The sequence below is a fragment of the Bacillus sp. L75 genome (assembly GCF_003676355.1).
Taxonomy (GTDB): Bacteria; Bacillota; Bacilli; order Bacillales; family Bacillaceae; genus Bacillus; species Bacillus velezensis.
Genome location: NZ_ML064908.1, coordinates 115,015 through 128,350, shown reverse-complemented (window position 1 = coordinate 128,350; position 13,336 = coordinate 115,015). Strand labels below are relative to the sequence as shown.

At 43.4% G+C, this 13,336-nt stretch carries 15 protein-coding genes; 12 read left to right on the top strand and 3 right to left on the bottom strand.

Going from position 1 to position 13,336, the window contains the following annotated elements; all coding sequences use genetic code 11:
• Nucleotides 1–4: 4 nt before the first annotated feature.
• The 8 genes from D5S11_RS14075 to D5S11_RS14040 all read left to right on the top strand — a co-directional run bounded on the left by D5S11_RS14075 (nucleotide 5) and on the right by D5S11_RS14040 (nucleotide 5,971).
• Nucleotides 5–649: a response regulator gene (locus tag D5S11_RS14075; protein ID WP_025853817.1), complete on the top strand. Its 645-nt coding sequence runs from the start codon at nucleotides 5–7 to the stop codon at nucleotides 647–649.
• 141 nt (nucleotides 650–790) lie between these two features.
• Nucleotides 791–1,726, top strand: coding sequence for an ABC transporter ATP-binding protein (locus D5S11_RS14070; RefSeq protein ID WP_007408984.1), 936 nt, complete (start codon nucleotides 791–793; stop codon nucleotides 1,724–1,726).
• Nucleotides 1,727–1,734: 8 nt separating this feature from the next.
• Complete coding sequence (locus tag D5S11_RS14065) at nucleotides 1,735–2,922, top strand: ABC transporter permease (protein WP_106080133.1); 1,188 nt, start codon at nucleotides 1,735–1,737, stop codon at nucleotides 2,920–2,922.
• Entirely contained in the window at nucleotides 2,919–4,061 is a 1,143-nt protein-coding gene (locus D5S11_RS14060; RefSeq protein WP_047935145.1) for an ABC transporter permease, read from the top strand. The genes D5S11_RS14065 and D5S11_RS14060 overlap by 4 nt, the downstream gene beginning before the upstream one ends.
• A gap of 13 nt (nucleotides 4,062–4,074) precedes the next feature.
• Nucleotides 4,075–4,254: a hypothetical protein gene (locus D5S11_RS14055; protein WP_032865246.1), complete on the top strand. Its 180-nt coding sequence runs from the start codon at nucleotides 4,075–4,077 to the stop codon at nucleotides 4,252–4,254.
• A gap of 103 nt (nucleotides 4,255–4,357) precedes the next feature.
• Complete coding sequence (locus tag D5S11_RS14050; protein ID WP_007408988.1) at nucleotides 4,358–4,834, top strand: DUF4879 domain-containing protein; 477 nt, start codon at nucleotides 4,358–4,360, stop codon at nucleotides 4,832–4,834.
• A gap of 80 nt (nucleotides 4,835–4,914) precedes the next feature.
• Nucleotides 4,915–5,163, top strand: coding sequence for a sigma-G-dependent sporulation-specific acid-soluble spore protein CsgA (locus D5S11_RS14045; protein WP_007408989.1), 249 nt, complete (start codon nucleotides 4,915–4,917; stop codon nucleotides 5,161–5,163).
• Between the two features lie 109 nt (nucleotides 5,164–5,272).
• A complete protein-coding gene (locus D5S11_RS14040) occupies nucleotides 5,273–5,971 on the top strand; it encodes a YqeB family protein (RefSeq protein WP_020953865.1) in 699 nt (232 codons plus the stop codon).
• A gap of 45 nt (nucleotides 5,972–6,016) precedes the next feature.
• On the opposite strand, the gene D5S11_RS14035 is transcribed toward D5S11_RS14040, so the two are convergent.
• On the bottom strand, nucleotides 6,017–6,277 hold the full coding sequence (locus D5S11_RS14035) for a hypothetical protein (RefSeq protein WP_003156732.1): 261 nt from the start codon (nucleotides 6,275–6,277) through the stop codon (nucleotides 6,017–6,019).
• A 185-nt stretch (nucleotides 6,278–6,462) separates the two neighbouring features.
• Here D5S11_RS14035 and D5S11_RS14030 point away from each other — a divergent pair, with 185 nt between their 5' ends.
• From D5S11_RS14030 to D5S11_RS14015, 4 genes are all read left to right on the top strand, one after another.
• Nucleotides 6,463–8,082: a glutamate/serine transporter AimA gene (locus D5S11_RS14030; protein WP_007408992.1), complete on the top strand. Its 1,620-nt coding sequence runs from the start codon at nucleotides 6,463–6,465 to the stop codon at nucleotides 8,080–8,082.
• Between the two features lie 372 nt (nucleotides 8,083–8,454).
• Nucleotides 8,455–9,186 (top strand): hypothetical protein, encoded by a 732-nt coding sequence (locus D5S11_RS14025; RefSeq protein ID WP_108725188.1) that lies wholly within the window; start codon nucleotides 8,455–8,457, stop codon nucleotides 9,184–9,186.
• Nucleotides 9,187–9,247: 61 nt separating this feature from the next.
• Nucleotides 9,248–10,450: a hypothetical protein gene (locus D5S11_RS14020; RefSeq protein WP_047935148.1), complete on the top strand. Its 1,203-nt coding sequence runs from the start codon at nucleotides 9,248–9,250 to the stop codon at nucleotides 10,448–10,450.
• Between the two features lie 76 nt (nucleotides 10,451–10,526).
• Nucleotides 10,527–10,775: a DUF2651 family protein gene (locus D5S11_RS14015; protein WP_020955256.1), complete on the top strand. Its 249-nt coding sequence runs from the start codon at nucleotides 10,527–10,529 to the stop codon at nucleotides 10,773–10,775.
• A 178-nt stretch (nucleotides 10,776–10,953) separates the two neighbouring features.
• On the opposite strand, the gene D5S11_RS14010 is transcribed toward D5S11_RS14015, so the two are convergent.
• Nucleotides 10,954–11,841 carry a glycerophosphodiester phosphodiesterase gene (locus D5S11_RS14010; RefSeq protein WP_007408993.1) on the bottom strand — a complete coding sequence of 296 codons (888 nt, stop codon included), beginning with the start codon at nucleotides 11,839–11,841 and terminating at the stop codon, nucleotides 10,954–10,956.
• A 95-nt stretch (nucleotides 11,842–11,936) separates the two neighbouring features.
• Nucleotides 11,937–13,271, bottom strand: a complete 1,335-nt coding sequence (gene glpT, locus D5S11_RS14005; RefSeq protein WP_003156725.1) for a glycerol-3-phosphate transporter — start codon at nucleotides 13,269–13,271, stop codon at nucleotides 11,937–11,939.
• Between the last annotated feature and the right edge of the window lie 65 nt (nucleotides 13,272–13,336).

The window sequence follows — 13,336 nt, the reverse complement described above, 5'->3', positions numbered from 1 at the left end:
TCAAGTGAATGTCATGATTGCAGACGACCAGTCCATTGTGAGAGAGGGGCTGAAAATGATTCTGAGTCTTCATGAAGGAATTCAAATATCGGGAGAGGCTTCTTGCGGCGAAGAGGTTCTCCGGCTGCTTTCTCAAACCGAAACCGATGTGATTTTGATGGATATCAGAATGCCCGGTATGGACGGAATCGAAACGACAAAAGCGGTAAAAGCGCGATATCCGTCCGTAAAAGTCATCATTCTGACAACGTTTGAAGATGATCACTATATTTTTGCCGGGCTGAAAAGCGGAGCCGACGGCTATCTCTTGAAGGATGCTGATTCAGATGAAATTACCGCCTCCCTTCAAGCCGTTTATGAAGGCAAGATGATGCTGAATCCCAAAATCACGGTTTCCGTCGTAAAAGCGCTGAACAATATGGAGATCCCTGCGGTGCAGAAAGAGCCGCGGTCAAAGCTGAAGGAGATTCTCACGCCGAGAGAGCTTGATGTGGCGAAACACATTATGGAAGGCAAAAGCAATAAACGCATTGCCGCAGACTTATTTCTGACTGAAGGCACTGTGAAAAACTATGTATCCAGAATCCTCGATAAACTTGAAGTGTCAAACAGAACCGAGCTTACCTTATATTTGCAAAAATTGCTATAACCCCGCTTCACCCTCCTCTCTCCCTTTTTATCACTAAACATATGACGAAAGTAATACCCATATCGAGTACGAAAGTGAATAGAAAACAAGGATCGCCAAGAGTAGAATAAGTGCAGACATGACACAAGGAGTGCTGCACGAATGCTCGAATTAACGGATTTGACAAAGAAGTACGGCGATTTTACCGCTGTCAATCATATATCACTGCGCGTCGAAAAAGGAGAGATATTCGGTCTCCTGGGACCAAACGGCGCCGGTAAATCAACAACGGTGTCGATGATCAGCACCGTGCTCCCGCCGACGGGCGGAACAATCTGCATTGACGGAACCTCATTACAGGAGCAGCCTGCGGCCATAAAAAAAGTGATGGGAGTCGTCCCGCAGGAAATCGCTTTATATCAAGCGTTAAGCGCAAAGGATAATTTGGCTTTTTTCGGGAGTCTGTACGGACTTTCCGGTAAGGAACTTTGTAAACGGGTTGATGAAGTGCTGGACATCATCGAATTACAGGAACAGCGAAATCAAAGGATATCTGAGTTTTCAGGCGGCATGAAAAGACGGGTGAATATCGGGGCCGCGCTAATGAATGAACCGAAACTATTCATTTTAGATGAACCGACCGTCGGAATTGATCCGCAATCCAGACACCACATTCTTGAAACCGTGAAGACGTTAAATCAAGAAAAAGGGATGACCGTCATCTACACGAGTCATTACATGGAAGAGGTCGAATACCTCTGTGAAAAAGCGGCGATCATGGATCACGGCTCAATCATTGCCTGCGGGACGAAAGATGAATTGAAGCAGTCAGCCAAAGCCTCTGATACCCTGATCGTGAATGCAGAGGGGCTGAATGATGACGCCGTTAAAAAAATCCGCCGCATTCCCGGTGTTGCCGAGGCTGCTGTCAGCCAGCAGACCATTACGATGCTCGTCTCTGCGGCAGATCGCAATATCCTTGATATTGCGGATGATATCAGGAAAACTGGTATCACCATTAAAGGCATTCATTTCGAGGAAGCCAATCTGGAAAGCATTTTCCTCCGGCTCACCGGCAAAACGCTGCGGGATTCATAGGGGGCGTCATGAAAATATTATTCAGGCTGATCTTATTAGATTTTCGGTTATTGGCCGGAGCAAAGTCTTTCTATATAAAACTGATTCTGTTTCCGGCACTGATGATTTTTATTTTAGGAACGGTTTTTCACGGCGATTCGAAAGTGAAGCCGTTTCAGACCGCGTTTTATAATGCGGATCACGCGGAGAGTTCTTTGGGCGACGTATTAAAGAATGACGTGCTGAAACAAACTGATCTCATCCGTGTAAAAGACATAGGCAGTTTCCAAGAAGGGAAACAGCTTGTCGAAAGCGGCAAAGTCTCCGTTTTTGTATACGTGCCGAAAGGCTTTGCAAAAGCGGCAGAACACAATGAAAAAACAAGTATCAAAGTCATCTCGGACCAACAAGGCTCTGTAAACGGAGACATTGTGGAAATGATGGCTGATTCGTTTGTCACCAGAGTAAAAGCGGAGATCGGTGAAGAAAAAGCGGTGCTGAAGAAGTCGGGACATCTGTCAAAGGGAGATGCCAGCAAAATCATCAGCGGCCTTTCGGGTGAACGTGAACAGGCTGTCACCATTCCGAAACAGTCGGCCGGCAATCATGCGGCTCCGATTGATGCGATGCAGTATTATTCAATCGCAATGGTCGTCATGTTCTCCATTATGACCGCGTTTGCGCTCATTCACGGGATAGTGGAAGAGAGACAGCAGCACACGTTATTCAGAATCAAATCAATGCCTGTTTTACGTATCCAGTATGTGGCGGGTAAGCTTTTGGGAATCATGCTTGCCATCCTTATGCAAATGGCTGCCGTCATCATCGCAAGCAGCATCTTGTATCAGGTAAAATGGGGCAATTTGTTTGAAATATTGCTGGTTACGATCGTTTATTCATTTGCGATCGGCAGTATCGTGCTTCTTTGGGGGTTTACTGCAAAAAACCACGAGACCGTCTCAAGCATGGCGGCTCCCATTTTATACGGATTCAGTTTTTTAGGCGGAAGCTTTATCGCAAAAGACGGCTTGCCTGACAGTTTGAAAATCGTGCAGGAGCTGATACCGAACGGCAAAGCGATCAACAGCTATGTCAGTGTCACGCAGCATGCCGGTCTGAGCGGTATTTCGACGGATTTGGCAGAGCTTGCCGCCATCGGCGCCGTGTTTTTATGTTTGACCATCTGGGTGTTTAAACGGAAGGAGGCTGTTTCATGACGCAGCTGTTATTCATGATCAGACATCAGCTGAAACTGATGCTGCAAAATCGGGCTGCCATCTTTGCGACGATTTCCGCCCCGCTCCTTCTCACATATTTCTTTTCCTTTTCTGCGGATGGCAGTCAGCAGAAGGAAGTATATGTAGCTGATGAGGATCAGAGCGCCTATTCAGCGCAATTTATGAAAATGATTCAGAAAGCCGGCCATATAAAAGTCACGAAGGTCACGGAGGATGTATTAAAAACAAAGGTTCATCATCAGGATATATCCTTTGGATTGCTGATCGGCTCTCATTTTGAAGAGACATTATTTTCCGGAGATGAATTGAACGTTTCATTTATTCAGAATGAAGAAAAGGGTGATGCTGTTTTGACAGAGCAGCTGATTGCGCAGCAGGCGGGCGAGCTGAAAAAAATAGTCCGCGATGCAAAAGTGATATCCCGCACGCTGCACACCGACGGGAAGCAGGCGGCAGCTGATCTCTTGAAGGATATTCAGGGTCATTCCGCCGTCAATGTTGACCGCCATCACGTTTATGAAGGCGGACAGGCAGCCGACAGACTTATCGGATTTTTAGTGATGTTTATCTGGTTCGTTGCAGTCCAAAGCCTGCGATCATTTATAGATGAACAAGAAAATCATACATATGACAGATTGCTGAGCACGCCCGTTTCCTATACGGCATATGCAATCTCTAAGTTTGCGGCGGCGTATCTTTTCGGACTTCTCCATATTATCGTGATCCTCGCTGCCGGAACATTCATGCTGCATATCCGTTTTGCTGATCATGTTTTTGCTGCGGGAGCGGTGCTTGCGGCCTGCTCGTTTGCGCTGACTGCTGTAACGATGGCCGTGATACCGTTCATGAAGAGCCAAAAGCAATTCACGTCGCTTGCTTCCGTTTTTATAGCTGTCACGGGTTTATTGGGAGGGGCTTTCTTCACATTAGACGCGGCTCCGGAGTACATGCGCATGCTGTCGTTGTTTACTCCTGAAAAATGGGCGATCGGCGCATTTCAAAACAATGGCGGAGGCAGCATGCAGATCGTGCCGCTGAGCCTGTTTCTTGCTGTCGGTGCAGCGTCATTGGTCTTATCACTTTATATGATAAGCCGTCATATGAAAAAAAACGGTTAGAAGGGTGGCTGCTTTGTATATGGCAGAAATGATCGGAATCATAGAATTGCTCGCGGGAGTTGCAATGAACGTATGGATCGGGCGGCTCGGAAAAACCTTTTTCGGTAAAGATGACAGAAGTTCGAGAGTCGTGTTAAGAATCTGCGGCATCTTTCTCATGATCAACGGCGTTTCAAGAGCGTTTCATATCTAGTTCACAAAGTGTTCCGGACTCTTTTATAAAATGTAATCTTTTTCCTTGTAAATCGTGTAAAATAGTATAGGATTCTACGAAAAGAATAAGAGGGGGAAGAAACATGAAAAAGAGACTCGTTATGCTATTCGCGGCGGCCGCCGCTGTTTTGTTGCTTGTGAGCGGGTTGTGGGCTCCATCAGCGTCTGCGGCGCCGGCTCCTGCTTTAACACAAATCCGTATTATCGGTGTGACGTCTGACGGTCAGAGTTACCAATGGGAAAATATCGGGCCGAACCAAATCAGCGCATCAAAACCGATGAAGGGTACAACGGGTTATTTAGCCGTATATTTCCAAGGGTATCCGAACAATAACACGATCCAGGCGTTTAACAACGGAACGAATATTACAAATCTTACGTCAAAAGCGCTGGAAGATGAATATACGAAAAACGGCAATATCGTTACAGGCTATATTAAATATTACAGTGTTCCTCTTTCTTATGTCAGTTCAGGAACATTCTCTTTCTCCGCAACGGGGCTGAACGGGCCGTACACTCCGTTAAGCAGCGGGTTTTTCTCCATTCAGGTACAGAGTTAAAACAGCCGCCCGGTGCTTTCATGTATAGTTTTTCTCTCTTTCCGGGAAGCTATTCTTAAAGAAAAGGGAGGGCTTACATGATGGACAGGACACTCGGATATTTGCGCGAGTCGCTTTCGAACCACTTGGAGCATGATGTGTGCCGGGGGATTTATAAAAAGCTTCAGGTGAAGCATTATGCAAATGAGGGCGAGTTTGTGAAAGATCTAAATGATCTGGAAATGGATGCGCTGAATCAGGTGCTTGAAAAGGAAATCAAATATGCTGAGAACGAGCAGGATGAGAAGCGCACGATGGAATTGAATGAAGTATATGAGCTCCTGTTTTAAAAAGCCTCCCGGCGGCCGGGAGGCTTTTTATTGTTTCGGAAACAGTTTACAGAATCATCCAACCCTTTGTATAATGGATAGTTGTGAAAAACACAGACGGAGGAGAAACATGAACGAAATAAAAAAACAGACGGTTCTTGAGTTGTCATCGGTTGAAAAAGCTTTGGTTTTTCTGATGCCGCCATTATTGGGGCTGGTCATCGGATGGTTTCTGCCGGTCATTGCGAAGTGGGCCGTAACATTGGATTGGCTGCCTGTTATCGGGCCGCTGGAAATGATCGCTTCTTTTCACGGATGGAAGGCTGCGGCTGCAACCGCCGTTATCGGCTTAATCGGGGGAATGTGGCTGACGCGGACTGTTTTTAAAGAATGTCTTACGGCGGTCGTGACGGACAGCGAGGTGTCCTTAACCATATATAATGAAGAAAGCGTGTTTTCGAAAGACAGCATTTCCGGTGTGTTTACGGATGAAAAGCATCTTGTCTTATTGGGGACTGAAGGGCAGGAGCTTTTTCGGGAGAAGCTTGAGCCCGCGGTTGAAAAAGCGGCTGATGCGTTTCGCGCGCATGGGTATGTCTGGCTGGGGACGGAAGATCCTTTTAAAGAAGAATACAAACGGTGGGTGCCGGACACGCCGGATTTGGAGCCAGGGGCAAATGCTCTTTTTAAAGCGAGAGAAAAGGCGCTGAAAGAGGAGGAAAAGGCTGATGCGAAAGAGCTGAAAGCGGAAATATCCAAACTGGGCATTACCGTGCGGGAGAAAGGATCGCGCCAATATTGGCGGATCTATCAAACGCCGTCTGCATAAAAAAAGCTGCCGCCGTTTGATACGGCCGGGCAGCCCGGGAACAGACTATTTCTTCTTGTCATCATAATATTGAACCGGGTACATGGAGCCTTCGGATACCATTTTGTTATCTTCAATATCTTCGGGATGCGGGTTGCCTGCTTTGTTGACGGGGAATGATTCAATATCCTGCTTCCCGGAGAGCGATGTTTTCATATTGCGGATAAAGTTCATCACCTTTTGGCGGTTGGATTTATCTTTGAGCAGGTAGGAAGTCACTCCGACAGTCGACACGGCAAGTCCTGAAATGAGCAGTTTTTGTTTCACGATAAAAACTCCTTTCTATTTCTGGCTTGCAGTAGTTATTCCCGCTTAACGGCTGTTTAAACATCGGAAGGGTAATTTTGGCTTTCTGCTTTAATGCGATAAAGATTGACAAAACTATTTTCAGAATAATATTATAAATATATGATAGCGCTGGAGTCATATTTTAATTGAAAGGTGTTAACTTTATGAATCAATTACATCGCAGAATGGGAACGTTTGCACTCATGATGGTCGGACTTGGGTCGATGATTGGCTCCGGCTGGTTATTCGGGGCGTGGCGGGCGGCTCAGATTGCGGGACCTGCCGCAATTATTTCCTGGATTATCGGTATGATCGTTATTTTGTTTATCGCACTTTCTTACAGTGAATTGGGTTCAATGTTCCCGGAAGCCGGGGGAATGGTAAAATATACTCAATATTCTCATGGATCATTTATTGGATTTATCGCAGGATGGGCAAACTGGATTGCGATTGTTTCCGTTATTCCGGTGGAAGCGGTTGCGTCTGTTCAATACATGAGCTCATGGCCGTGGGAATGGGCAAAATGGACAAGCAATCTCGTTCACAACGGCACTCTTACGGGAGAGGGGCTCGGCTTCGCATCCGTATTACTGATTATTTACTTTTTACTGAATTATTGGACAGTTAACTTATTTTCAAAAGCGAATTCATTGATTACCATCTTTAAAATCATTATTCCGGGGCTGACAATCGGAGCGCTGCTGTTTACCGGTTTTCACGGCGGAAACTTCACATCCGGTTCAAGCATTGCGCCGAACGGCTGGGCGAGCGTGCTGACGGCGGTGGCCACATCAGGTATCGTATTTGCGTTTAACGGGTTTCAAAGCCCGATTAATATGGCCGGAGAAGCAAAAAATCCCGGCAAATCGATTCCGATTGCGGTTGTCGGTTCGCTGCTGGTCGCAACCGTCATTTACGTCCTATTGCAAATCGCATTTATCGGTGCGGTTGAACCTTCCATGATCGTTCACGGCTGGAGTCACCTGAACTTCAACTCTCCATTTGCCGATTTGGCGATCGCATTGAATATCAACTGGCTTGTCATTATTCTTTATGCGGATGCGTTCGTATCTCCGTCAGGAACGGGTATCACTTATACCGCTACGACGTCACGCATGATTTACGGCATGGAAAAAAATAAATATATGCCGAGCATTTTCGGAAAGCTTCATCCGCTGTACGGCGTGCCGCGCCAAGCGATGATTTTCAACCTGGTCGTATCGTTTATCTTTCTGTTTTTATTCAGAGGATGGGGCGTGCTTGCTGAAATCATTTCCGTTGCGACGCTGATTTCTTATATCACGGGTCCCGTGACGGTGATGACGCTGCGGCGGACGGCGGCGGATTTGTACCGGCCTCTCCGTCTGAAAGGCCTCAGCGTGGTTGCACCGCTCGGCTTCGTGTTCGCGTCTCTCGTGCTGTATTGGGCGCGCTGGCCGTTAACAGGGCAGGTGCTGTTTATCATTTTGATCGGCCTTCCGATTTATTTCTACTACCAAGCGAAAGCGAAGTGGAAAGGATTCCGCAGAAACTTTAAAGGCGGCGTCTGGATGGTTGTCTATCTGCTCAGCATGATGGTCATTTCATGGCTCGGAAGTGAAAAATTCGGCGGTCTGAACATCATTCCGTACGGCTGGGATATGGGGCTGATCGCAATCGTTGCCCTTGCCTTCTATGCGTGGGCCCTGAAGAGCGGATTCAAGACTGAGTATTTGAAAGACGCCAAAGCAATCAACGATCAATTAAAAGGCGGACAGGCGGAAGCCGCTGCCGGAAAAGAGTAATGATTAATAAAAACCTTGCGGTAACGTTCCCGCAAGGTTTTTTGATCGGGCAAAAAACATGGGTTCGATACAGACGTGACGATGAATGAGAAAGCCTAACGACAGGCAACCAAGGACAGTATTCTTTTTTTCTCATGATTTCTCCGCCTTATCAATAACTGTCTTCCATATTAAACAATGAATGTAAAAGATATGTTGGGCAACTTCTTTCTTCTCCGTAACTTCATCCGTTTTCCTGTACTTCAAGTCAAAGTTTTAGCGACAAAACAAATAATTAACCATAGAGAAAATACAGTACGTAAGTTGTGATTACAATAATTGTATAATAAATTAAAATATAGGAGAATAAACAAATGGTTGGAGGTAATAAGTATGAAAATGCAGAAATTTTTTGCAATATTATGCATCGTTACTCCCTTAGTATTTTGTGTTAAGGCTGTGGACTCGTATAATTCAGAAACAGTAAACTACATATTGAAAATGAATCCGAATCTGTCGAAAAAAAAATTAATTGAATCCGTTAATGATCTAGTTAAACAAGATAATAAAACATCTAATGAGATCTTAGAGGAAATTAAAACTGAATTAAAGAAGCAAGAAAAGCTAGATAAAGAAGAAGATAAAAGTAATAGAATGAGCACAATGGGCAAGAATAGCGGGCCGAAAATTATAGGATCAAGCTCTAAAGGTAATGTTTACTATACACCTGCATCTACTTTTGGGCTTCCGCATGGACATGTCGGTATGTACTATAAGGGAAATCAAATTGTCGAATCGGTCCCTAAAAAAGGTGTTCGTGCAATAGCTTCATCGAAACGTAAGGTCGAAAAAAACGCTGTAATTCAAAATGTGAAAGTTTCTAGTTCTAAAAAAAATAATTCAGTAAATTGGGGTTATAGCAGGGTTGGGAAGGATGGTTATTCATATAATTTTGCAACAAATAGAAAATCGAGTCATTATGGTGATAAAAACTGTTCAAAACTATTATGGTCAGCTTTTAAGCTAAAGGCTGGTATAGATATGGATAAAGATAAAGGCATGGGCGTCTATCCAAGAGACATCAGAGATTCCAATTATACAAAAACTATTAAAACATTTAGATGAATTATTTTCACTCCCTAAGTTTATTTAGGGAGTCATATTATTTTAAGGAGAGAGATTATATTTGAACAAGATTAAGTGGCTTATTATAATTGCGGTCATAGTATTAATAGGTATATTTATATGTATTGGAACTTTTAAATATACTAATTCAGTTTCTGACGTTAAACAAACTGAAAAAGAAAAGGAAAAGTATTTCTTGAATGATAAAATTGCAGCTATATATTATTCAGCTACAATAGATTATCCTAAAGATGGGAGTTGTACTGTATACATTGATGAAAAAGGAGCAGCAACAGCTGTAAAAGGAGATGCTATTGAGGTTGGAACCATTGCACAAGATGAAAAAAACATAGTTAGACAGGACAAAAAAGAAGTTTATATGATAGGTGATAACTTTAAAAAATTCCCGATGCAGCATCAAGTACATACAAGTTATGGGCAATCATCAGGCCATTTAATAAAAGAAAATATCTTTTATTTTTTGAATAATCAAGGAGTCGGTGAAAACCATTATAATAGTTTAATTAGATGGGGTAACGGCAGTGGATTTCATGAAAAGATTATTCCGGGTTTCTATACAAGTACTGGTAATGACGGTGAATATATTTACGTGATAAATGAAGATTCTTCAATCAAAACACCGACTTTTCAGGGTATTAAAATAGATAAAGATAAAGTTACAGTAGGGAAAGGAACAACAATTCCTATATTAAATGAAGAAAATTGGAGTGTTTATTCACAAATAATAGTTAAAAAAAGCTCAGCCTTTTTTATACTATATAACCAAACGGATAAATCAAACAAAGTACAATTCAAAGTAGCAGAAATTGATTTAGAGCATAAAAAGTTTAAAGGGGCATATCCTTTAGGCAGTTATAATATCCCTGATGAAATTTCTCAACTGGCAATTCCTCTTTCCACTAATAACTTTTTTGTGAAAAATGACACTTTATATCATTTGGCAGCTAATTCAATACTTTATACTTTCGATTTGAAAAGTATGAAGCCGGGAAAAAAAATTCCGTTAAATAGGTCGACAAAATTTGAAAACCAAGCAAAATTCACTTATTTTGACGAATCTAAAATTTTCTTGTTAGAAATAAGCAAGGGTGGGAAATATGTGATTAATTCTTACTCTTATAAAAACGGAAAAAAATTAAAATCTACTCCTATCAGAGGACTTGAAAAAATTATTAACAATACCCATGTTTCTGAATATGACTTTTTTATGATTAAGAAAAACAAAGAAGTATGGAGTGGATAGATACATTTTTTAAATCGCTAGATAGCTGAGTGAGTATATTTAAAGGGAGAAATTAAATTCACAAAGGAGAATAATAATGGATGAGCTAGATATTGCTTTTGGTATTTTACCACTTTCTATTATCGTCTTATCGATTATATTCACTTATATTTTCAAAAAAGTGTATATAATGCCGCTTGTCAGTATAGTTGTTTCTGTCATACTAATGTTTACTGTTTTTAATCTATCCTTTTGGGGATGGGTGGTTGTCTATGGTTTAGTATCACTTGTATTATCGTCTATTACAAATAGTATAAGAAAGAAAATAGATAATAGAAATAAATAATTATATCCTTTTGTTTGTAAGGTATCATAGGTAATTCACAATTACAGTGATACCTTTAATTAATATAAAGGTGAATGTAAGCTTTAATATATGCTCCGCCCGCTACATAACCCATGATGGCGTTTGCATGATCGGGCAAAAAAAATGGGTTCGGCATCATCTCCGAACCCATGTGGCTTTATGATTTGTATTCTTTTTTAACCTTTTGGAATATATCCGCATAGTTGGTAAACACACCGGTTACGCCCCAATTCAGCAGACGGCGCATGTCCGCCTCGCTGTTTACGGTGTAAGGATGAAGCAGAAGGCCGTGGCTGCGAATGTTTCGGACATTTTGAGCGTTCAGCGCTTTGTAATCCGGTCCGATTCCGACGGCATATGTTTTAATGTCCGTTAAATCTGCGTCAGTCATTGACGTCATCTGTTCCGCTTCAAGCAATTGGACGGCGGGAAGTTTCGGATCGAGCTGTTTGATTTTCAGAAGGCTGTCCCTGCTGAAAGACTGAATGATAACTTGTCCAAGTTTCGCATGCTTACCTGCCAATTTGTATTTTTTCAGTGAAGCGATCAGTTTTTCTTCCATACCCGGATATGTTTCGGGCGCCTTTGTTTCAATATAATAGTTTGCATGTCTGCCGAACCGTTTTAACACGTCATCAAGTGTGGGAACGCGAAGTCCGGCGTATTGCGGTTTTGCTTTTTCCGGATAGGCCTTATTGAACCAAGAGCCGGCGTCGAGCTTTTGAATCTCGGCTAATGTATGATCCTTCACCCAGCCTTGTCCGTTTGTGGTGCGGTCCAGTTTTTCATCATGCATGACGATCAGCTTGCCGTCTTTTGTCATTTGTAAATCCAGCTCAATATAGTCAGCCTTCATTTTTTGCGCAGTTTCATAAGAAAGGATCGTGTGCTCCGGGACATACCCCGAAGCACCGCGATGGGCAATGGTCAAAATTCTGTCAGGAGACAAGAGGTTTCCTTTTCCCGCCGCCGATACAGGCGTGACGATGAATGACAATAAACCGAATGAAAGCAATACCAAAGCAAACAATTTATGTTTCCGCATGTTTTCTTCCCCCTTAAAAATCAATATCTGTCTCTAGTGTAGAAAATCGTTGTAAATGCTGTACTGCAAAAATATTAATCTTTTATGTTGTTTTCTTACACATGCTCCGCCCGCTTGCCCGTATTCCACGTCATAGCCAAGAAGACGATGGACAGCACGCATGAGGAGATAAGCATGATAAAGCCGCCGTTCCAGTCAAAGCGGTCTACGACATAACCCATGATGGCGTTGGCGAAAGCAGAGCCTCCGATGTAGCCGAAAAACCCGGTTAAGCCGGCTGCCGTTCCCGCCGCTTTTTTAGGCGCAAGGTCAATGGCCTGAAGCCCGATCAGCATGACAGGTCCATAGATTAAGAACCCAATGCTGATCAGCGCGATATTATCGATGAGCGGATGACCGGCAGGGTTAAGCCAGTAGACCAATACAGCGATAAATACGCCGGCCATGAACAGTACGCCTGCCGGCGCGCGGCGGCTTTTGAAAAACCGGTCGCTGATCCAGCCGCACAAAATCGTTCCCGGAATTCCCGCATATTCATAAAGGAAATAAGACCATCTGGAATCTTCAGGAGAGAACCCTTTCGCTTCCGTCAAATAAGTCGGCGCCCAGTCAACGACACCGTACCGCACGAAGTAAACAAAGACATTGGCAAATGCGATATACCACAGAAATTTATTATTCAGCACGTATTTAAAAAGAATTTCTTTGGTCGTCATCTCTTTTTCCTGGTCTTTGAACGCATGTTTCGGATAGTCATTCCGGTATTCTTCAATCGGCGGAAGCCCGCAGGATTGCGGCGTGTCCCGTACGAGAAGAACAATCACAAATGAAATGACGATGGCGATAATCGCCGGAAAGAAAAACACGCTTTTCCAAGTAACAAACATGGCGATGCCGAGAGTCACGAGCGGGGCGAGAATACCTCCGCCTATGTTATGGGCGACATTCCATATCGACATTTTCGTGCCGCGTTCACTGATGGAAAACCAATGAGCCATCGTCCGTCCGCAAGGCGGCCAGCCCATTCCTTGAAACCATCCGTTAATAAACATAAAAATAAACATAATCGTCACGCTTGACGTGACCCACGGCATGGAAACAAATAAAATGTTTACGACACCTGACAAAAACAGACCCGTCGCAAGGAAATACCTCGGGTTGCAGCGGTCAGACACCATCCCCATAATAAATTTACTGAAGCCGTAAGCGATTGATACGGCCGCAAGCACCAAGCCAAGTTCCCCTTTTGAAAACCCTTGTTCCTGAAAATAAGGAATAGCGAAGGCAAAGTTTTTGCGAAGCAAATAATACCCGGCATACCCGATGAAAATCCCCAAAAATACTTGCAGCCTGAGCCGTTTATAGGCCGCATCCGTCTTTGAATCATCCAATCTCTCAATATGCGGAGCCGGCTTAAACAATTGAAACATCATATCCTCCCCTTTGCTGAACGTCTATCATGATGTATGTATGACTCCTTTCCTTGAAAATGACA